The organism is Agrobacterium sp. NPDC058088 (genome assembly GCF_042885035.1).
Lineage (GTDB): Bacteria > Pseudomonadota > Alphaproteobacteria > Rhizobiales > Rhizobiaceae > Agrobacterium.
Genome location: NZ_JBHVSU010000001.1, coordinates 54,207 through 73,637 on the forward strand (window position 1 = coordinate 54,207; position 19,431 = coordinate 73,637).

Below are 19,431 nucleotides of genomic sequence, written 5' to 3' on the forward strand. Positions count from 1 at the left end.
ACATCAGTGTTCCTCCATCTCGTTCCATTGCGAGCGCTGGCGCACCATCAAAAGCACGAAGGAAAGCGCCACGATGATGATGAAGAAGACGACGGCCATGGCCGAGCCGTAACCGATGTCGTAATAGGCAAAGGCCGTGTTGTAGAGGTAGATGTTGATGGTTTCGGAGGCCGTGCCGGGCCCGCCTTGAGTCATCGCATAGATGATGTCGAAGCTTTTGACGGCATCGATGGAGCGGATGATGACGGCGATCATCAGGAACGGCGCGATCATCGGCATGGTGAGATAACGGAACTTCTGCCAGGCATTGGCGCCGTCGATTTCGGCGCTCTCATAGGGTTCGCGCGGCACGGCGGCGAGGCCACCAAGGACGATCAGCATGACGAGCGGCGTCCATTGCCAGGTTTCCACAAGGACCAGCGAGGGAATGACGGTGGATTGATTGTAAATCCACTCCAGCGGGCCGATGTGGATGAAGGACAGGAGATAGTTCAGGACGCCGAGCTGCGGGTGGAACATCATGGTCCAGACGAGCGCGATGGCGACCGGGGTCGCCATCATCGGCATGACGAAAACGCCGCGCAGAAAACCGCGCAGCGGAAACTGCGCATCGAAAACCAGCGCCGCCAAAGTTCCGAGAAACAGCGGAGCGACGACCGACAGCACGGTATAAACGAGCGTGTGCCAGAGCGATTCCCAGAACCTGGCGTCGCTGGCGAGCCTGACGTAATTCTCGAAACCGATGAAGCTCTGCTCCTGTCCGAGCGTCCAGCGATGTGCGCTCATCCAGAGGGTGAAGACCCATGGAAAAACGATCACGGCTGATATGACGACCAGTGCCGGGATGACGAAGGGCCAGTAGTTGGGAGCAAGCCTTGCCGGCTTGCTCCCTTCTTTGTGACTGACGCCTGTCTTGGTGTTTTCGATGCTCACGGAGGCCATTATCCCTCGCTACGCGCCAGAACGGGTGTGAATTGTTCCGTTGCCTTCTTGAGTTCGGCTGCCGGGTCGGCGCCGCCGATCATGTTAGTGAGACCGACGCCATAGATGTCGCGGAATTCCGTCACCGGAATGATGACGGGAAGCGCCAGCTGCGAGACTTTGCCAGAACCGACAACGGCATCCAGCCAAGCGGCTGGCATCTTGACGCCCTCGCGGACCTTCTGGTCTTCGAGGATGGACTGACGGAACGGAACGCCGGCGCCCGCCTGCAGCAGTCGTGCACCCATTTCGTGTGAGATCGCCCATTGGCAGAAGAGGTAAGCGGCTTCCTTCTTGCTGCTGGCTTCGACAACACCGAGGCCATCCCCGAAAGTGCCGGCGGCCTGTGTTGCCGGGCCCTTCGGCATGACGCCGTAACCGACCTTGCCGACGACGCGGGATTTTTCCGGGTTCTCGATTGGCGGTGCAAAACCGACGCCATCGAACCACATGCCGATCTTGCCCTGAAGGAAGGCCGACTGCGCTTCCGCCCAGTTGAAGCCGGAGACGCCGGGAGGGGCGGCTTTGGTCATCAGACGCTGATAGAGCTTGGCCGCTTCAACCGCCTCCTTGGACTCGGTGTTGACCTTGCCGTCGACGATCGGCTTTGCGCCGTAGCCCAGCATCAGCGAGGTCCAGACAGGTGTATTGGCGTTCTTGAGGCCACGCGCCACGAAACCATAGGTGTTGGTTGCGGGATCAGTAATCTTTTCCGCCGCCGTTACCAGCTCTTCGAAAGTTTCGGGGTATTTCAGGCCCTTGGCTTCGAAGAGTTCCTTGTTCCAGTAGACGATCCAGTAATCCACCGAGAAGGGCAGCGAGCGCAGCACGCCGTCGCTATCCTTGGCGAACAGCATGCCGGCCTCGGCAAAGTCCTTCTCGACCAACGACGGATCGGTGAGTGACGGGTCTTTCAGGACGCCGCTGATATCAGCCAGCCACTTGCCTTTTTCGAACTGGCGCTTCTGCACGTGGTAGCTCAGATGCACAACGTCGAAGCTCGGCTTGCCGGAGGAAAGTTCGATCACCACCTTCTGGCGCTGCTGCTGTTCCGGTGTCGCTTCGGCATTGACCTTGATGCCGGTCAGTTCTTCGAACTCGCCGAGATATTTGATCAGCGTGTCGCTGCGCGGGCTTTTGACGAGGTTGACTTCGAGCGTCGTGCCGGCGTGTTTTTTCCAGTTCACCGCCGCCGATGCCGGGCGAATGCCGAGCACCGCGCTGCCGCCAAGCGCCGCCGTGCCTGCCAGAAAGGCGCGGCGCGTGGGGTTGAGCAATGAATGCGTCATGTCTGTTCTCCTCCAGTTAGCCGGAAATTCTCCTCACCCCGGCTTGTTGCTTATTTCCTGCAAGGCCGGCGTAGACCCTCTTTGTCCCGCCGGCGTTGCCTTAGACTGCCAGTGCCCTGTCCCTTGCGTTGCGGATATGGGCGGTGAGCCGTTCCACGGCGTCTTCCACGGATCGCCTCTCGATGGCTTCGAGAATGGCGAGATGTTCCTTCATGACCGACTTCACATGGCCGGCGATGCGAAAGCGCTCCTGATTGATAAGGCGCATCTTGATGGAATTGACCCGGTAGGCATTCGAGATGATCGAATTGCCGAGCGCATCGATGAAGGCATCGTGCATGCCCCAATCCACCTGCTGCGCGTGCTGCTCCAGTTCCGGCGATTCCCCGCCATTTTCAGCCGCTTCGGCGATATCGCGGTGCTGTTTCAACAGTTTGGCAATAGCTGCGTCTGAGGCAGAACGGGTAAACAGCGCGACGGCCTCCTTTTCGAGGAAGATACGGAACTGGAATGCTTCGCGGATGAGGTTGATGTCGATATGGGCGACTTGCAATCCGCGCTGCGGCACGGTCTTGATCAGCCCTTCCGCCTCCAGCCGCGGAATTGCCTCCCGGATTGCGCCGAGCGGCAAGCCGGTTAGTTCCACAAGCCGGCGCTGCGAGATGAATTGCCCCGGGCGAACATCACGCGAGAGAAGATGATGCGTAAAGCTCTCATACGCCCGTTCCCGCAATGTCTGTTCGCCGGTATCGTCCATGCTCAACCTTTCAACTCCGTTCAGGCGGCCTGCCTGCGAAACAGCGCGTCGAAAGCGCCCTCGATCTGCCGCCGATCCTCCGGTGAAATCGCCACGAGCGGTGCGCGCACATCCGACCAGATCGCTTCCCCTGTCGTGTGTGATACCAGCACCTTGACGGCCGGTGTAACCGGGAATTTCAGAAGTTCCACAACAAGATCGACGATGCGTGGGTCGTCCTTGCCATCAACGGCCATGGCGCGCACTTCCTGCGTCAGCAAATTGGCAACGCCGGATATCGCGCCCTGACCGCCGAGGCGGACGCCTCTGGCGAGATCGCGCTCATCGCCGATCAGGATGGCGAGATCGCCGTGTTCTTTCAGCAGGCGCTCGGTATGGCTCCAGTTGCCGGAGGAATCCTTGACGCCGGTGACGATGCCCGGAAACGCGGCCTTCAGCCGTCCGACCAGCTCGACCGACAACGTCACCATGGTCACAGACGGGATGTTGTAAACGAGAATGTCACGTGCATCCTTACCAATCTTGGCGAACACCGCCGAGAACCAGGCAAACAGGCCGTCATCGCTGACATTCTTGAAATAGGAGGGTGGCGCGAGCAGAATATTGCGGGCGCCGGCTTTCAGCGCTTCAGCCGACTGATCGGCCGCGTCCTCGATGGAATCCACCAGAACGCCGGTGACGATGCGCGACGGCGCAATGCCCGCTTCGATGAAGCGTGAGAGAATGACCTGCCGCTCGCGGCTCCCGACCGAGCACCCTTCACCTGTCGTGCCGAAGAGTGTCACGCTGTCGCAGCCATTGGACAAGCAACGGCGTGCATGGGCGATCATGGCATCGATATCGACCGTTCCGTCCGTTTTGAAAGGGGTTGTCAGGGCTGCCGAAAGGCCGAATTTCTGGGTCAATTAAAATGCTCCTCCAAGGTGACTACGAATTGATGGCATACTGACATGTTAGTTGTAAAGAGGTAATTGCAGAACGACTGTTCGGATTTTAGCGGTGCAAATTTGTTGTGAAAATCTGCGGCCTTGCTCTGGGGCGCGGCGTGTCCGGAAGCATTTTCGTGGTTTACACAGTCGTCGCTTTTTGCCGCGTCTGTCCCTCCCGTCGCCTTTGCGCGAGGTCAGGAGATGTGCGAAAATAAAATTTGACTGCTGGAGTAAAGATTTTTATCAGGCAGTTTGAATATAGGGATAAAAGGGACGATAATCATGACCATTGCGGAGAAGGCAGCGCCTGTGGACCAGATCGAACAGAGCCGCGTCAAGCGCCTGAAGGCAGCGACGCGCGACGCGCATCGTGGTCTTGATAGCTTCATCATGGCTGCCAAGCCGTTCGAGAGCCGGGAGAACTTCGGCAAATTCGTGGAAACGCAGTATCTTTTCCATCGCGATCTCGATGTCTTCTTCGCCAATGAAACGCTTGACGGCCTGCTTCCCGACCTGAAAGGCCGCCGTCGTCTCGCCATGATCGAGCAGGACCTTGCCGATCTCGGCCTTGCCATTCCGGAAACCGGGGCTGCCCGTTTCACCGATGAAACGCCGTTCGATCTGCCGCAGGCGATGGGCTGGCTCTATGTCGTGGAGGGCTCCAATCTCGGTGCCGCGTTCCTGCTGAAAGACGCGGCCAAGCTCGGCCTCACAGAAGAATTCGGTGCGCGGCATCTGGCCGGTGCACCGGAAGGACGCGGCCTGCACTGGCGCACTTTCACGGCAGCGCTTGATGAAATTTCGCTGACCGTTGAAGAGGAAGAGCGGGTTGTCGCGGGTGCCGAGGCGGCATTCCGGGCAGTGCATGCCTATGCGCAGCAGCGGATGGGTTGAGGTTTTGGCATAGCTCTTGACGAGCGATTGATCGCCATTTCGAACACCCAGCGCCGTCATCCTCGGGCTTGTCCCGAGGATCTGCAACCGATTGATTTTACTAAACGTGGATAGATCCTCGGGACAAGCCCGAGGATGACGAGGAGCGTGAAGCGCGCCTCACCGCACTTTCAGGACTATTTCTACAACGTCCATTCATACCACCCTCGCATTCATTTCTGCCGAATAAACAGGCAAATATTTTTACCAAATGATAAAAATTTTGTCTTTTGGTCAACGCTCGGCACAGCCCAAAATTTTATCCATTTGATAAAATTATTGTATTTGGTCTGGCACAGAACCTGCTACTCTTTTCTCAAGTCAGGAGACACCTGACGCAAAAAAGGGAACAGCAAAATGGAAGTTGGTGTTTTTATCCCGATCGGGAACAATGGGTGGCTTCTTTCCGAAAACGCGCCGCAATACAAGCCGAGCTTCGACCTGAACAAGGCGATCACGCTGAAGGCGGAGCAATATGGTTTCGACTTTGCGCTGTCGATGATCAAGCTGCGCGGTTTTGGCGGCAAGACCGAGTTCTGGGACTATAATCTGGAATCCTTTACGCTGATGGCGGGCCTTGCCGCCGTCACCTCCAAGATCAAGCTGTTCGGCACCGCCGCGACGCTGGTCATGCCGCCGGCCATCGTCGCGCGTATGGCGACCACGATCGATTCCATTTCCGGTGGCCGTTTCGGCATCAACCTCATTACCGGCTGGCAGCGGCCGGAATATAGCCAGATGGGTCTTTGGCCGGGCGATGATTACTTCGGTGATCGTTACGAATATCTCGGCGAATATACGACTGTGCTGAAAGAGCTGCTGACGGAAGGTCAGTCGGACTATAAGGGCAAGTTCTTCCAGATGGATGATTGCCGAATGAAGCCGGTGCCGCAGGGTGATGTGAAGCTCATCTGCGCCGGTTCGTCCAACTCCGGCATGGCGTTTTCAGCCAAGTTCGCCGATTACAGCTTCTGCTTCGGTGTTGGCGTCAACACGCCAAAGGCCTTTGCGCCCACCAATGAGCGGCTTCTGGCGGCAACGGAAAAGAGCGGCCGTGAGGTTAAATCCGTCGTGCTGACGATGATCCTCGCCGAGGAAAAATCCGAGGATGCCTGGGCGAAGTGGGAGCATTACAAAGCGGGTGCCGATGAGGACGCGATCAAGTGGCTCGGCCTGCAAAGCGCCGTCGATACTAAATCCGGCTCCGACACCAATGTCCGGCACATGTCCAACCCCGTCTCTGCGGTCAATATCAACATGGGAACCTTGATCGGCTCCTATGAGGAAGTGGCGGCGATGCTGGATGAAATGAGCGAGGTGCCGGGGACGGGCGGCGTGATGCTGACTTTTGACGACTTCCTCGAAGGCGTCGAAAAATTCGGCAAATACGTGCAGCCGCTGATGAAGAGCCGCGCGCATGTTCAAGCGACACTGGAGGCAGCGGAATGAGCGAGGCCGTCGTGGCAGGTTACAAGGGCCCGGAGAGCCGTTCGGAAAGTGTCACGCTTCCCGCAAGGCCGGAGCCGATTACCCTGAAACCCAGCGAGACCGCCGTTGTCGTGGTCGACATGCAGAACGCCTATTCGACCGAGGGCGGTTATGTCGATCTTGCCGGTTTCGACATCTCAGGCGCAAAGGGCACCATCGCCAACATCAAGAAGACGCTGGATGCGGCGCGGGCGGCAGGCGTTCAGGTCATCTATTTCCAGAATGGCTGGGACAAGGACTACGTCGAGGCGGGCGGGCCAGGTTCGCCCAACTGGCACAAGTCCAACGCGCTGAAGACCATGCGCAAACGCCCGGAGCTGCAAGGCCAGCTGCTGGCCAAGGGCACCTGGGACTACGCCATTGTCGACGAGCTGCAGCCGCAGCCCGGCGATATTCTGGTGCCGAAGACACGTTATAGCGGTTTCTTCAACACCAATATGGACAGCGTCTTGCGCGCGCGCGGCATCCGCAACCTGGTCTTTGTCGGCATCGCCACCAATGTCTGCGTGGAAAGCTCACTGCGCGATGCTTTCCACCTCGAATATTTCGGGGTGATGCTGGAGGACGCCACCCATCATCTCGGGCCGGACTATATCCAGCAGGCGACGGTCTACAATGTCGAGAAGTTTTTCGGCTGGGTGGCCACCGTCAATGATTTCTGCGGTGTCATCTCGCAGGCCGCACCCGTCACCGATTGATTGAGAAAAACAAAGAGGAGAACGAAATGCCGAAAAAGATCATCGTACCTGTTGGCACCAGCAAACCCATCGCTCCCTTTTCGCCGGGAACACTTGCCGATGGCGTGGTATACGTTTCCGGCACGCTGCCCTTCGACAAGGACAATAATGTCGTGCATGTGGGCGATGCCAGCGCGCAGACCCGCCATGTTCTCGAAACCATCAAATCCGTCATCGAGACCGCCGGCGGCGCGATGGAAGACGTGACGATGAACCACATCTTCATCACCGACTGGGCGAATTATCAGGCCGTCAACGCGGTCTATGCCGAATATTTCCCCGGTGACAAGCCGGCGCGTTATTGCATCCAGTGCGGCCTCGTAAAGCCCGATGCGCTGGTGGAAATCGCCACCGTCGCCCATATCGGCAAATAGGGCGAAGCGGCAGATGATGCATTTCGAGGTTCATGGCCGGACTGATTCAAAGGCACCCACCATCCTGCTGTCTTCTGGGCTGGGCGGATCGGGCGCCTATTGGGTACCGCAGATCGAGGCTCTTTCCGGCCATTTCCGGGTCGTCACCTATGACCATCGCGGCACCGGCAGGACCGGCGGCGAGGTGCCGCTCGATGGCGGCATTTCCGCCATGGCGGATGATGTGCTGGAGATCGTCTCGACCCTGAACCTCGAAAAATTCCATTTCATGGGACATGCCCTCGGCGGTCTGATCGGTCTCGATATCGCGCTGCGCCGGCCTGGGCTTATTGAAAGGCTCGTTCTCATCAACGCCTGGAGCAAGGCCGATCCGCATTCCGGGCGCTGCTTTGACGTGCGGATCGAGCTCCTGGAAAAGTCGGGCGTCGAGGCTTTTGTCAAAGCGCAGCCGCTGTTCCTTTATCCGGCGGCGTGGATGTCTGACAATCAGGAGCGGCTGGCACGGGACGATGCCCATGGCGTGGCGCATTTCCAGGGCAAGGACAATGTGCTCAGGCGTATTGCCGCGCTGCGGGCCTTCGATGTGGATGAACGGCTTGGCGAGATAGGGAATCCGGTGCTGGTGGTGGCGACGAAGGATGATCTTCTGGTGCCCTATACCCGCTCGTTGCGTCTCGCCGACGGTTTGCCGCAAAGCGAGCTTTGCCTTCTCGATTTCGGGGCTCACGCGGTCAATATTACCGAACCCGACCTTTTCAACGCCCGGCTTTTGCAGTTTCTTCTGCCCGCCGACGCCACAGTCTGACAGGATTTTAGAGCACGATGACGACACCACTGGATGATGCAGCACTCGCAACGCTTTTCACCGAAGCGCGCACCCACAATGGCTGGACGGACAAGCCGATCAGCGATGAAACACTGCGCGCGCTTTACGACCTGACGAAGATGGGCCCGACGTCGGCCAATTGCTCGCCGGCTCGTTTCGTCTTCGTGCGCAGCCCGGAAGCCAAGGAAAAGCTTCGGCCGGCGCTTTCTTCGGGCAATCTCGAAAAAACAATGGCCGCGCCGGTGACTGTCATTGCTGCCATCGACAGCGAATTTTACGAGAAGTTGCCGGAACTGTTTCCGCACGCCGATGCGCGTTCGTGGTTTACCTCCAGCCCTGCGGTGGCCGAAGAAACGGCCTTTCGCAACGCCACGCTTCAGGCCGGATATCTGATCCTTGCCGCCCGCGCGCTGGGGCTGGATACCGGCGCCATGTCCGGTTTCGACAAGAGCAAGGTGGATGCGGCATTTTTTGCCGGTACGACGTGGAAATCCAATTTCCTGATCAATCTCGGTCATGGCGATCCGTCAAAGCTCTTTGGCCGCCTGCCGCGCCTTGGCTTTGACGACGCCTGTGTGCTGGCTTGATGGCCTGTTAAGGAAGGATGGGTTAGATGCAGATGATGTCTCTTGAAAAGGAAGCGGCAATGGAGACGAAGACTGCAGAGCAACGCAGCCTCGATTATAGAAACGCCATGGCGCGGCTCGGTGCGGCGGTGAATATCGTCACGACGGATGGTGGCGCAGGCCGGGCAGGCTTCGCCGCGACGGCGGTTTGCAGCGTTTCCGACAATCCGCCCACGCTTCTCATCTGCCTCAACAGAAATTCTTCCGCTTACAAGGTGGTGAAGGCCAATGGTGTCGTCTGCGTCAACACGCTCGCCGCCCATCATGAGGTGCTGAGCACGCTTTTCGGTGGCAAGACGCCTGCGGAGGAACGTTTCGCTGCGGGCAACTGGGGCTCGCTCGAAACCGGTGCGCCGGTTCTCGAAGATGCGCTCGTCTCGTTCGATTGCCACATCCGCGAGGCCCATGACGGCGGCACGCATGATATTCTCATCTGCGAGGTCGTGGATATGAAGATCAATGCGGGTGATGAGGCGCTGATGTATTTCAACCGGCGTTACCGGGTGCTTTGAGCAGTCTACTATTTGCGCAGACGCGTCATCGCATACCGTAACCCCGACTTGTCCGGGATCCAGTGCGATCAAGTCCTTGATTGCGAAAAAGTCCTTTCACGGCGCAGACGCGCCGTGGCTGGATGCCGGATCAAGTCCGGCATGACGGAAGGAATGCTGGCGTTACTGTCAGTAAAAAGGGCGTTTCCGGTTTCCCGGAAACGCCCTTTTGATTTACTTGATCAACGGCAGAAGATCGTTGATCGACTTTTTCGCATCGCCATAGAACATGCGGGTATTGTCCTTGTAGAACAGCGGGTTCTCGATACCGGAGTAACCCGTGCCCTGGCCGCGCTTGGAAACGATGACGAGTTTCGACTTCCACACTTCCAGAACCGGCATGCCGGCAATCGGCGAATTCGGATCGTCCTGTGCGGCCGGGTTGACGATATCGTTGGAGCCGATGACGATCACGACGTCGGTGCTTGGGAAATCGTCGTTGATCTCGTCCATTTCGAGCACGATGTCGTAGGGCACCTTCGCTTCGGCGAGCAGCACGTTCATGTGGCCGGGAAGACGGCCTGCCACCGGGTGGATGGCGAAGCGCACGGTCTTGCCGTCGGCGCGCAGCTTGCGCGTCAGTTCCGACACGGCCGATTGCGCCTGCGCCACCGCCATGCCGTAACCGGGCACGATGATGACGCTGTCGGCGTCGTTCAGCGCTGCGGCCACACCCTCGGCGTCAATCGCCACCTGCTCGCCCTCGATTTCCATCGCCGGGCCCGTCGTGCCGCCGAAGCCGCCGAGGATGACCGAGATGAAGGAACGGTTCATCGCCTTGCACATGATGTAGGAGAGGATCGCACCCGAGGAGCCCACCAGCGCACCCGTGACGATCAGCAGATCGTTGCCGAGCGTGAAGCCGATGGCGGCGGCCGCCCAGCCGGAATAGCTGTTCAGCATCGAAACGACGACAGGCATGTCGGCGCCGCCAATGCCCATGATCAGGTGATAGCCGATGAAGAAGGCGGCAAGCGTCATCAGGACCAGTGTCCATGCGCCGGCACCATTGCAATACATGATGAGCAGCACCAACGACAGGATCGCGGCACCGGCGTTCAGCAGATGCCCGCCCGGCAGCTTCTTCGCCTTGCCGTCTACTTTGCCCGCAAGCTTGCCGAAGGCGACGACGGAGCCGGTGAAAGTGACCGCGCCGATGAAGACGCCGAGGAAGACCTCGACCTTCATGATCGCCAGTTCAACAGGCGTCTTGTGGGCAAGTATCGCGGAAAAGCCCGTCAGTAAGGAACGCGCGGTTTCATCGAGCGAGGCGACATGCGCTTCCTCGATATGGGCGTTGAAGCCGATGAAAACGGCGGCAAGGCCAACGAAGGAGTGAAGCGCCGCCACAAGCTGCGGCATCTCGGTCATCTGTACACGGCTTGCGACGAAGTAGCCGAGCACGGAGCCGCCCGCCAGCATCAGGAGTACGACGAGCCACTGCCCGACGCCCTTACTGATTTCAGGGCCGAAGACGGTTGCGATGATGGCGAGGCCCATGCCTGTGATGCCGTACCAGACGGCACGTTTGGCGCTTTCCTGTCCGGAGAGACCGCCTAGCGAAAGGATGAAAAGAACGGCTGCGGCAACATAGGCCGCGGAAACAATACCAATGGTCATTTATTTAAATCCCCGCACGCTCAGGACTTCTGGAACATGGCGAGCATGCGCCGTGTCACGAGGAAACCGCCGACGATGTTGATCGTCGCGATCAGGACGGAAAGCGAGGCAAGGATCACCACCAGCCAGTTGCCGGAGCCGATCTGCAGTAGCGCGCCGATGATGACGATGCCGGAGATCGCGTTGGTCACGGCCATCAGCGGCGTGTGCAGCGAGTGGCTGACATTCCAGATGACCTGGAAGCCGATGAAGCAGGCGAGCACGAAGACGATGAAGTGGCTCATGAAACTTGCCGGCGCATAAAGGCCGACAAGCAGCAGGACGGCCGTGCCAGCGACCAGAAGCCCGACCTGACTCTTCGTCTGCGCCTTAAACTCGGCCTTTTCCTTGGCGTGTTTCTCCTCCGGCGTCAGCTCCTTGGCTCGTTCCTTCGGCTTCTGCGCGGCAATGGCCTGGATCTTCGGCGGCGGCGGGGGATAAGTTATCTCGCCCTGATAGGTGACGGTCGCGCCACGGATAACATCGTCTTCCATGTTGTGAACCGGCTTGCCGTCCTTTCCAGGCGTCAGATCGGTCATCATGTGGCGGATGTTGGTGGCGTAGAGCGTCGAGGCCTGCGTCGCCATTCGGCTCGGGAAATCCGTGTAGCCGATGACGATGACGCCATTTTCGGACACGACGCGCTGGTCGGGAACCGTCAGATCGCAATTGCCGCCGCGCTCGGCGGCGAGGTCGATGATGACCGAACCCGGCTTCATCATCGCCACCATGTCGGCAAGCCACAGTTTCGGGGCGTCGCGGCCCGGGATCAGCGCCGTGGTGATGACGATATCGATCTGCGGTGCGAGCTCGCGGAACTTCTCCAACTGCTTCTCGCGGAATTCCGGCGAGGAGGGGGCGGCATAACCGCCGGTTGCTGCGCCATCCTGCTGCTGGTCGGCGAAATCGAGATAGACGAACTCAGCGCCCATGGATTCGATCTGCTCGGCAACTTCGGGGCGCACGTCGAAGGCGTAGGTGATCGCGCCGAGCGATGTGGCCGTGCCGATGGCGGCAAGACCGGCAACGCCGGCACCGATGACCAGCACCTTCGCGGGCGGCACCTTGCCGGCGGCCGTCACCTGGCCGGTGAAGAAACGGCCGAAATTGTTGCCCGCCTCGATGACCGCACGATAACCGGCGATATTGGCCATGGAGGAGAGCGCGTCCATCTTCTGGGCGCGGGAAATGCGCGGCACCATGTCCATGGCGATGACGTTTGCGCCCTTTTCCTTCGCCTGTTCCAAAAGGTCTTTGTTCTGGGCGGGGTAGAAGAACGAGATCAGCGTCTTGTCCGAGGATAGGCGATCAATCTCCGATGTTTCGGGTGGGCGAACCTTGGCGATGATATCGGAGCCGGAATAAAGCGCGTCCGCGCTGTCGACCACGGTCACGCCTGCGGCGCGATAGGCGTCGTCAGAAAAGCCGGCCGCCTTGCCGGCGCCGGCTTCGATGACGCAATCATATCCGAGTTTTTGCAAAGCCTGCGCGCTGTCGGGCGTCATGCCGACGCGCGCCTCGCCATCATATAGTTCCTTAGGTGTTCCGATTCTCAAAACTGCTCTCCCATTTCCCGTCCTGATAAGCCGTCATAGCCCATTTTGGGCGTTTTTGTCTTGTTATTGCTGTTTTCTACCTGCGGCGGATTGACATCAGGGAAAAGGCCATTTCGAGCGGTGGCGGTACGGCGGTCATAAAAAACCCGGCGCCGAAACGCCGGGTTCTTGTTTCCAGTGCTTTTCGCTCAATCCATGGCGTGGATATCGCGATCCTTGGTTTCCGGCAGGAACAGCATGCCGATGACCAGCGTGATGCCTGCAAAGATGATCGGATACCAGAGGCCGTAATAGATATCGCCCTTCGCCGCGCTCATCGCAAAGGCGGTGGCGGGCAGAAGGCCGCCGAACCAGCCGTTGCCGATGTGATAGGGCAGCGACATGCCGGAGTAGCGGATGCGGGTCGGGAACAGTTCGACCAGCAAAGCTGCGATCGGGCCATAGACCATCGTCACGTAGATGACGAGGACGGTGAGAACCGCGATGATGACGACCCAGTTCACGGCGGCCGGGTCGGCCACCATGGAGAAGGCGCCGCCGCCTGCCACGGTATAGACGGCCATTTCCGCGGCTCCACCGGTTTCGGCCGGCGTCAGCAGTTTGTCGGCCACCAGCTTGTCGGTTGCAACCATCTTTTTATCGGCAGCGCGAACGGCCGCCGCATTGAGGTTAAGCTCCGGGTTCGCGGCAATGAAGGCATCCAGTTTCGCGTCCGGCACCTGTGCCGCACCGCGAACCAGCGGGTAACCGCCATCGTGGAGCGCCGTGTTGACCTGCTTCTGGAACGCCTTGTCCTTGGCTGCCGCATCCGCACCGGCGGCGACGGCATCATAGCTGGTGATGGTGGCATCGCCGATCTTCACGGTAGCCGGCTGGCCGGCTGTGCCCGCAACCACGTCGTAAGGCACGGAGTTGCGTGTCAGGAACGAGGTGGCGATATCACAGGACGTGGTGAACTTCGCCGTGCCCGTCGGGTTGAACTGGAATTTGCAATCGCCCGGTGCGGCAGTCACGGTGGCGCGAACGCTCGCCTGTGCCTGTGCAAGCGCCGGGTTGCCTGCCCAGGTCAGTGCCTTGAACAGCGGGAAGTAGGTCAGCATGGCAAGGATGAGGCCGGCCATGATGATCGGCTTGCGGCCGATCTTGTCGGACAGCCAGCCGAAGATGACGAAGAAGCTGGTGCCGAGAATGAGCGCTGCCGCCACCATGATATTGGCGGACTGGCCGTCGACCTTCAGAATGCTCTGCAGGAAGAACAGCGCGTAGAACTGGCCGGTGTACCAGACGACGGCCTGGCCGATGACGGCGCCGACAAGCGCGATGATGGCGATCTTGGCGTTTTTCCACTGGCCGAAAGCTTCGCTCAGCGGTGCCTTGGAGGTTTTGCCTTCTTCCTTCATTTTCTTGAAGGCCGGGGATTCGTTCATTTTCAGACGGATCCAGACGGATACGCCAAGCAGCAGAACGGAGACGAGGAAGGGAATGCGCCAGCCCCAGGCGGCGAAGGCTTCCTTGCCGAGTGCGAATTGTACGCCGAGAATGACCACCAGCGACAGGAACAGGCCGAGCGTCGCCGTCGTCTGGATCCATGAGGTATAATAGCCTCTGCGGCCGTTCGGTGCGTGTTCGGCCACGTAAGTAGCAGCGCCGCCATATTCACCGCCGAGCGCCAGACCCTGCAGCATGCGCAGAACGATCAGGATGATCGGAGCGGCAATGCCGATCTGCGATGCGCTGGGCAGGACGCCGACGAGGAAGGTGGACACACCCATGATGAGGATGGTGATGAGGAAGGTATATTTACGTCCGACGATATCACCAAGTCGGCCGAATACCAGCGCGCCGAAGGGCCGCACGAGGAAGCCGGCGGCAAAGGCCAGAAGCGCGAAGATATTACGCGTCGTTTCCGGATATTGGCTGAAGAAGTTCGCGCCGATATAGATCGCGAGCGAGCCGTAAAGATAGAAGTCGTACCATTCGAAGACCGTTCCGAGAGAAGAGGCGAAAATCACCTTCTTCTCTTCACCCGTCATTGGACGGGCGGCGCCGCTTGCGGCTGCAACATTTGCCATTGTCTGTCCTCCACAGATGTCCCAATCGACGCATTGCGGAGCCCAACTCTCCTCCGGACTCACCTTGCGGCTGCAATGCGCGGACCCTGAGAGTGACAGAAAATTAACCTCAGTAAGAGCGATGCTTTCGGATTATGACTTTAGTATAATATGAAGCGTTTCAAAAATGTCGCGGGGCGGATTCCCGCTCGCCTGCGAAAGCGCCTTTTTCCTTGACACAACCGAGAAACCTTCTAATAGCTTCTCGCGAAGAAGGAGCATCACCTTGCGCATGCATGTTGCAGACATGTTCGTCATGGAAGGACCGGCACAATCCGCCGGCGATGATCCGCGCCTTTCTTATTCTATCCGAATTACGGCCAAAACGACGATTAAAACCGTCTAACGTCTCTGGCCACCGCTCTCTCCCCGGTTTGGCTGGGGATCGAGGAAGCCGCGATATGATGCGGGTTCCCACCTCACCAAAAAGAGGAGAGACAGAAAGAGAGCTTGATCATGGGTTTCAAAGTTGCAATTGCAGGCGCCACCGGCAACGTCGGTCGCGAAATGCTCAATATCCTGGCCGAACGCGGTTTTCCCGCCGATGAAGTCGTGCCGCTCGCTTCCGCCCGCTCGCAGGGCACGGAAGTCTCCTATGGCGACCGCACGCTGAAGGTTTCGAACCTCGAGAACTACGATTTTTCCGACACGGATATCTGCCTGATGTCTGCCGGCGGCGATGTTTCCAAGAAGTGGTCGCCGAAGATCGGCCAGCAGGGCTGCGTCGTCATCGATAACTCCTCCGCCTGGCGCTACGATCAGGACGTTCCGCTGATCGTTCCCGAAGTGAATGCCGATGCGGTTGCAGGCTTCACCAAGAAGAACATCATCGCCAACCCCAATTGCTCCACGGCACAGCTCGTCGTTGCGCTGAAGCCGCTGCATGACTTCGCCAAGATCAAGCGCGTCGTCGTTTCCACCTACCAGTCGGTGTCCGGCGCCGGCAAGGAAGGCATGGACGAGCTGTTCCAGCAGACCCGCGCCGTTTTCGTCGCCGATCCCGTCGAAACCAAGAAGTTCACCAAGCGTATCGCCTTCAACGTCATTCCACATATCGATGTCTTCATGGAAGACGGCTATACGAAGGAAGAATGGAAGGTTCTGGCCGAAACCAAGAAGATGCTCGATCCGAAGATCAAGGTCACCTGCACGGCCGTGCGCGTTCCTGTCTTCATCGGCCATTCGGAATCGGTCAATATCGAGTTCGAAAACGAGATCACCGCCGATCAGGCCCGTGATATCCTGCGCGAAGCACCGGGTTGCCTGGTCATCGACAAGCGCGAAAACGGCGGTTACATCACGCCGGTTGAATCCGCCGGTGAAGATGCGACCTACATCTCGCGTATCCGCGAAGACGCGACTGTCGAAAACGGTCTCAACCTTTGGGTTGTTTCCGACAACCTGCGCAAGGGTGCTGCCCTTAACGCCGTCCAGATCGCCGAACTGCTGATCAATCGTGGCTTCATCAAGCCCCGCAAGGCGGCTGCCTGATCGACGATACGATTTTTTAAGGTTCGTTAAGTATAACCCGTCTGTTCTGTGTGGGGCAGGCGGGTTTTCAATTGGCGACGATCACGGCCAGTTTATTTGCAGGCCTTGCTGCCGAAAGGCAATTTAGGCCGCCAAAAGACAGTTTTGGCACCTGAACCATACAGTATAGTGGTTTGGTTCCTGGGAAATTCCCCAAAAATATCGAAGGCAGATTTTGATGCGGGCAATGAAGGTAATTCTGGCTGGTGTGGCCATGGTCTCGGTTCTGGCAGCGACGCCGGTTATGGCGGCGCAATGCGGCAACACTTCGGCAGGCTTCGATGCCTGGGTCAGCGCCTTCAAGCAGGAAGCGGCGGGCCGCGGCGTCAGCGCCTCTGTGCTCGATCGCGCCTTCTCCGGCGTCTCCTACAATCAGGCGACCATCCGTGCCGATCGCGGCCAGCACAGCTTCAAGCTGTCCTTCGAACAATTCATGCAGAAGCGCGGCGGTCAGACGATCATTTCGCGCGGCAAGACCATGAAGAAGAACAATGCCGCCCTCTTCGCCTCCATCGAGAAAGCTTACGGCGTTCCGGCTGGCCCGCTTCTGGCCATCTGGGGCATGGAAACCGGCTTCGGCGGCTTCATGGGCAACCAGCATACGCTTTCCGCCGTGGCGACGCTGTCCTTCGACTGCCGTCGTTCGGATTATTTCACCGAGCAGCTTTATGCCGCGCTGAAACTCGTGGGCAGCGGGTCGCTGAACGTCAACGCCAAAGGCGCCGCCCATGGTGAAATCGGCCAGACGCAGTTCCTGCCGCTGAACGTCGTGCGTTACGGCGTGGATTTCGACCGCGACGGCCGTATCGATCTCGTCGGCTCGCGCGCCGATGCGCTGGCGTCCACCGCAAACTTCCTCGTCGGCCATGGCTGGCAGCGTGGTGCCGGTTATCAGCAGGGACAGGCGAATTATGCGGCCATTCAGGGCTGGAACGCCGCAAGCGTCTACCAGCAGGCGATTGCATTTATCGGCAAGTCGATCGACGGCCAATAGGTTCTTAAGTTTGAAAGGCCTTTTGATCACAAGGCCTTATCCGCGTTCTCGACGTCATCCTCGGGCTTGTCCCGAGGATCTGCAACGTTCCGATTTTGTGCGGCGTGGTTAGATCCTCGGGTCAAGCCCGAGGATGACGGGAATTACCGGAGCGGGGCCCTAAGGTGCCCAATAGTATAAGCCCGCTTCACTCACAGATCCGGGCGACGGAAATCACCCGTTTTGCCGTCCATCACCCACAATTCGCCCGTCGAAATATCGAACCATGCGCCGTGCAGCTTCACCTTGCCGGCGGTTTCCTGCGCCTTGACGAAGGGGAAACCACGCAGGTTGGCGATGGAGTTGCGGATGGAAACGCGTTCCAGCGCGGTCTGCCGCTCGGAGGCGGTCATGACATCGTTGCTCTGGATCTGCTCGGCGGCGGATTTCACCATGTTCATCCATTTGCCGATGAAATCGCCGGGGGAGAGCGGCTCGAGATTGGGGTCGAGTGCAGCCTGAATGCCACCGCAGCGGCCGTGGCCCATGACGACGATGTCCTTTACCTTCAGAACCTGTACGGCATATTCGATAGCCGCCGAGGTGGCGTGGTACTGGCCATCGGGCTCGAAAGGCGGCACCATGTTGGCGACGTTGCGGACGACGAAAAGTTCTCCCGGTCCGCAGTCGAAAATGGTTTCCGGCGCCGAACGGGAGTCGCAACAGGCAATGAACAGGGTCTGCGGTTTCTGTCCGGTCTCGGCCAGAACGCGATATCTTTCGCGTTCGTCGATATAACGACCGCTCATGAAGTTCTTGTAGCCGTTGAGAAGGTTTTCCGGAAAATCTTTCATCTATCGCAGTACCGTTGTGCTTGGACCAAGATCAAGTGAAGAACTCGGTGCGTTGAAGACCAATCCTTTGGAGTGTTTTCGCTTTTCTTCAAGCTGCAAAACCGCCCCAACTCCTTGCTTGCCGCATTTCCGGGAGGAAAACCGGGATCCGATTGTCCCGGAAACGCTCTAGCCGCTATTTGCGCTTGCTGCGCGAAGGATGCAAGAGATGACGCATCTGCACCATAGCCATGGGTGTGGAGAGACTTGAAGAGTCGGTCTCCAGCGTCAGTTCGTTCATCTCGCGTTTTTTCGTCCGCGCCAGAATTTCAAACACGCTGGCGGTTGCCAGCTGGAGCGCCTTTTCATCATCCAGACCTTCCAGCAGGCGGGCAAGGAACAGCGCCGACATCAGGTCGCCGAGCCCGTTCGGTGCATTCTCGATAGCGCGGTGTTCGGCGAGAAGCGCATGGCGGCCGCTGAGGTAAAGATTACCGGTGCCGCCCGTCATCATCGGTACCGCCGAGGTGACCAGCATTTTCGGCGGGCCGAGGGCAAGCGCGGCATCCATGATGGCATTGTTGGTCTCAAGTTCCGCGCCGCTCATCCAGGCCAGTTCGTAACGGTTCGGCGTCGCGACAGTCGCAAGCGGAATGAGTTCGTCGCGGATGGCTTCGGCGGTCTCAAGGGGAATATAAAGGCCGCCGAGATCACCCATGACCGGGTCGCAGGCGTAAATCAGCGCCGGGTTCTTTTCCTTCAGATTTCGGATCAGCCTTGCGGTGGAGCGCACCTGCGCGGCGCTGCCGAAATAACCGGTCAGGACAGCCTTGACCTCGCCGATCCATTTGGCGTTTTCGAGATCGGTCATGGCCTTGTCGAAATCGTCGTCCTGAAAGCGCATGCGGGTGGACGGGCCGTGGCCGGGGTGCCAGGGCATGACGATGGTGGGCACCGCCCAGACGGGATAACCCAGCGTCTCCAGCGCAAAGACTGCTGCCCGGTTGCCGACCGATCCACGCATGACGTGGCTGGAAATGACGATGACGGCGCCCTGTGTATTTTCCTGCATCACGGCCTTCTTGCTTTCAAATGCCGCAGAGGCCCGCAAGTGCCCCTGCCAGAGATCGAGATGCGCTCTCATGACATATCGCAAGACCGGTTTCCACCGTTAATCCCGCAAGGGTCTGTCCCGCTAAAGCATGGCGTGATGCTCGTTTCGTTGCGGGATTGCCGAAGTACTCTATATTTTGTTTGCGCATCGGGTTCTCCGAAAAC

At 58.8% G+C, this 19,431-nt stretch carries 18 protein-coding genes; 9 read left to right on the forward strand and 9 right to left on the reverse strand.

The window, feature by feature from the left end:
• Window positions 1-3 precede the first annotated feature (3 nt).
• The 4 genes from ACFVTJ_RS00300 to ACFVTJ_RS00315 form a co-directional block, all read right to left on the reverse strand.
• Entirely contained in the window at window positions 4-942 is a 939-nt protein-coding gene (locus ACFVTJ_RS00300; protein ID WP_386903626.1) for a carbohydrate ABC transporter permease, read from the reverse strand.
• Entirely contained in the window at window positions 942-2,270 is a 1,329-nt protein-coding gene (locus ACFVTJ_RS00305; protein ID WP_386903628.1) for an ABC transporter substrate-binding protein, read from the reverse strand. Before ACFVTJ_RS00305 ends, ACFVTJ_RS00300 begins: the two co-directional genes overlap by 1 nt.
• 100 nt (window positions 2,271-2,370) lie before the next feature.
• Entirely contained in the window at window positions 2,371-3,027 is a 657-nt protein-coding gene (locus tag ACFVTJ_RS00310) for a GntR family transcriptional regulator (RefSeq protein ID WP_004443498.1), read from the reverse strand.
• 20 nt (window positions 3,028-3,047) lie between these two features.
• Window positions 3,048-3,932: a dihydrodipicolinate synthase family protein gene (locus tag ACFVTJ_RS00315; RefSeq protein ID WP_386903630.1), complete on the reverse strand. Its 885-nt coding sequence runs from the start codon at window positions 3,930-3,932 to the stop codon at window positions 3,048-3,050.
• Window positions 3,933-4,238: 306 nt separating this feature from the next.
• Here ACFVTJ_RS00315 and ACFVTJ_RS00320 point away from each other — a divergent pair, with 306 nt between their 5' ends.
• The 7 genes from ACFVTJ_RS00320 (at window position 4,239) to rutF (ending at window position 9,452) form a co-directional block, all read left to right on the forward strand.
• On the forward strand, window positions 4,239-4,850 hold the full coding sequence (locus tag ACFVTJ_RS00320; RefSeq protein WP_386903632.1) for a biliverdin-producing heme oxygenase: 612 nt from the start codon (window positions 4,239-4,241) through the stop codon (window positions 4,848-4,850).
• A gap of 396 nt (window positions 4,851-5,246) precedes the next feature.
• On the forward strand, window positions 5,247-6,338 hold the full coding sequence (gene rutA, locus ACFVTJ_RS00325; RefSeq protein WP_386903634.1) for a pyrimidine utilization protein A: 1,092 nt from the start codon (window positions 5,247-5,249) through the stop codon (window positions 6,336-6,338).
• Window positions 6,335-7,075 carry a pyrimidine utilization protein B gene (gene rutB, locus ACFVTJ_RS00330; protein WP_060723695.1) on the forward strand — a complete coding sequence of 247 codons (741 nt, stop codon included), beginning with the start codon at window positions 6,335-6,337 and terminating at the stop codon, window positions 7,073-7,075. Before rutA ends, rutB begins: the two co-directional genes overlap by 4 nt.
• A gap of 26 nt (window positions 7,076-7,101) precedes the next feature.
• A complete protein-coding gene (gene rutC / locus ACFVTJ_RS00335; RefSeq protein WP_386903637.1) occupies window positions 7,102-7,488 on the forward strand; it encodes a pyrimidine utilization protein C in 387 nt (128 codons plus the stop codon).
• Window positions 7,489-7,501: 13 nt separating this feature from the next.
• A complete protein-coding gene (gene rutD / locus ACFVTJ_RS00340) occupies window positions 7,502-8,293 on the forward strand; it encodes a pyrimidine utilization protein D (protein WP_386903639.1) in 792 nt (263 codons plus the stop codon).
• A gap of 17 nt (window positions 8,294-8,310) precedes the next feature.
• Entirely contained in the window at window positions 8,311-8,901 is a 591-nt protein-coding gene (locus ACFVTJ_RS00345) for a malonic semialdehyde reductase (protein ID WP_386903641.1), read from the forward strand.
• A 26-nt stretch (window positions 8,902-8,927) separates the two neighbouring features.
• The gene (gene rutF, locus ACFVTJ_RS00350) at window positions 8,928-9,452 is read left to right on the forward strand and encodes an NADH-dependent FMN reductase RutF (RefSeq protein WP_386903643.1); all 525 of its coding nucleotides are present in this window, start codon (window positions 8,928-8,930) and stop codon (window positions 9,450-9,452) included.
• 213 nt (window positions 9,453-9,665) lie between these two features.
• Here rutF and ACFVTJ_RS00355 read toward each other — a convergent pair whose 3' ends face one another.
• The 3 genes from ACFVTJ_RS00355 to ACFVTJ_RS00365 form a co-directional block, all read right to left on the reverse strand.
• Window positions 9,666-11,111 carry an NAD(P)(+) transhydrogenase (Re/Si-specific) subunit beta gene (locus tag ACFVTJ_RS00355; protein WP_022556849.1) on the reverse strand — a complete coding sequence of 482 codons (1,446 nt, stop codon included), beginning with the start codon at window positions 11,109-11,111 and terminating at the stop codon, window positions 9,666-9,668.
• A gap of 20 nt (window positions 11,112-11,131) precedes the next feature.
• Window positions 11,132-12,706, reverse strand: coding sequence for a Re/Si-specific NAD(P)(+) transhydrogenase subunit alpha (locus ACFVTJ_RS00360; protein ID WP_386903646.1), 1,575 nt, complete (start codon window positions 12,704-12,706; stop codon window positions 11,132-11,134).
• 188 nt (window positions 12,707-12,894) lie between these two features.
• On the reverse strand, window positions 12,895-14,778 hold the full coding sequence (locus tag ACFVTJ_RS00365; RefSeq protein ID WP_386903648.1) for an MFS transporter: 1,884 nt from the start codon (window positions 14,776-14,778) through the stop codon (window positions 12,895-12,897).
• A gap of 495 nt (window positions 14,779-15,273) precedes the next feature.
• Here ACFVTJ_RS00365 and ACFVTJ_RS00370 point away from each other — a divergent pair, with 495 nt between their 5' ends.
• Together ACFVTJ_RS00370 and ACFVTJ_RS00375 are read left to right on the forward strand one after the other, a co-directional pair.
• Window positions 15,274-16,308: an aspartate-semialdehyde dehydrogenase gene (locus tag ACFVTJ_RS00370; RefSeq protein WP_174036430.1), complete on the forward strand. Its 1,035-nt coding sequence runs from the start codon at window positions 15,274-15,276 to the stop codon at window positions 16,306-16,308.
• Window positions 16,309-16,525: 217 nt separating this feature from the next.
• A complete protein-coding gene (locus ACFVTJ_RS00375) occupies window positions 16,526-17,341 on the forward strand; it encodes a lytic transglycosylase domain-containing protein (protein WP_386903650.1) in 816 nt (271 codons plus the stop codon).
• A 191-nt stretch (window positions 17,342-17,532) separates the two neighbouring features.
• Here the strand turns inward: ACFVTJ_RS00375 and ACFVTJ_RS00380 are convergent, their stop codons facing one another.
• Complete coding sequence (locus ACFVTJ_RS00380; protein ID WP_386903652.1) at window positions 17,533-18,174, reverse strand: carbonic anhydrase; 642 nt, start codon at window positions 18,172-18,174, stop codon at window positions 17,533-17,535.
• A 175-nt stretch (window positions 18,175-18,349) separates the two neighbouring features.
• Window positions 18,350-19,225 (reverse strand): pyridoxal kinase PdxY, encoded by an 876-nt coding sequence (pdxY, locus tag ACFVTJ_RS00385; RefSeq protein ID WP_386905208.1) that lies wholly within the window; start codon window positions 19,223-19,225, stop codon window positions 18,350-18,352.
• Window positions 19,226-19,431: the final 206 nt, after the last annotated feature.

Excerpts from the sequence above, each read along its gene's own strand:
- ACFVTJ_RS00355 (WP_022556849.1), bottom strand. The coding sequence starts at position 11,111 with ATGACCATTGGTATTGTTTCCGCGGCCTATGTTGCCGCAGCCGTTCTT.
- ACFVTJ_RS00365 (WP_386903648.1), bottom strand. The coding sequence starts at position 14,778 with ATGGCAAATGTTGCAGCCGCAAGCGGCGCCGCCCGTCCAATGACGGGT.
- ACFVTJ_RS00375 (WP_386903650.1), top strand. The coding sequence starts at position 16,526 with ATGCGGGCAATGAAGGTAATTCTGGCTGGTGTGGCCATGGTCTCGGTT.
- rutC (WP_386903637.1), top strand. The coding sequence starts at position 7,102 with ATGCCGAAAAAGATCATCGTACCTGTTGGCACCAGCAAACCCATCGCT.
- ACFVTJ_RS00310 (WP_004443498.1), bottom strand. The coding sequence starts at position 3,027 with ATGGACGATACCGGCGAACAGACATTGCGGGAACGGGCGTATGAGAGC.
- rutF (WP_386903643.1), top strand. The coding sequence starts at position 8,928 with ATGCAGATGATGTCTCTTGAAAAGGAAGCGGCAATGGAGACGAAGACT.
- ACFVTJ_RS00345 (WP_386903641.1), top strand. The coding sequence starts at position 8,311 with ATGACGACACCACTGGATGATGCAGCACTCGCAACGCTTTTCACCGAA.
- ACFVTJ_RS00380 (WP_386903652.1), bottom strand. The coding sequence starts at position 18,174 with ATGAAAGATTTTCCGGAAAACCTTCTCAACGGCTACAAGAACTTCATG.
- pdxY (WP_386905208.1), bottom strand. The coding sequence starts at position 19,225 with ATGCAGGAAAATACACAGGGCGCCGTCATCGTCATTTCCAGCCACGTC.
- rutA (WP_386903634.1), top strand. The coding sequence starts at position 5,247 with ATGGAAGTTGGTGTTTTTATCCCGATCGGGAACAATGGGTGGCTTCTT.
- rutD (WP_386903639.1), top strand. The coding sequence starts at position 7,502 with ATGATGCATTTCGAGGTTCATGGCCGGACTGATTCAAAGGCACCCACC.
- ACFVTJ_RS00370 (WP_174036430.1), top strand. The coding sequence starts at position 15,274 with ATGGGTTTCAAAGTTGCAATTGCAGGCGCCACCGGCAACGTCGGTCGC.
- ACFVTJ_RS00320 (WP_386903632.1), top strand. The coding sequence starts at position 4,239 with ATGACCATTGCGGAGAAGGCAGCGCCTGTGGACCAGATCGAACAGAGC.
- ACFVTJ_RS00305 (WP_386903628.1), bottom strand. The coding sequence starts at position 2,270 with ATGACGCATTCATTGCTCAACCCCACGCGCCGCGCCTTTCTGGCAGGC.
- rutB (WP_060723695.1), top strand. The coding sequence starts at position 6,335 with ATGAGCGAGGCCGTCGTGGCAGGTTACAAGGGCCCGGAGAGCCGTTCG.
- ACFVTJ_RS00300 (WP_386903626.1), bottom strand. The coding sequence starts at position 942 with ATGGCCTCCGTGAGCATCGAAAACACCAAGACAGGCGTCAGTCACAAA.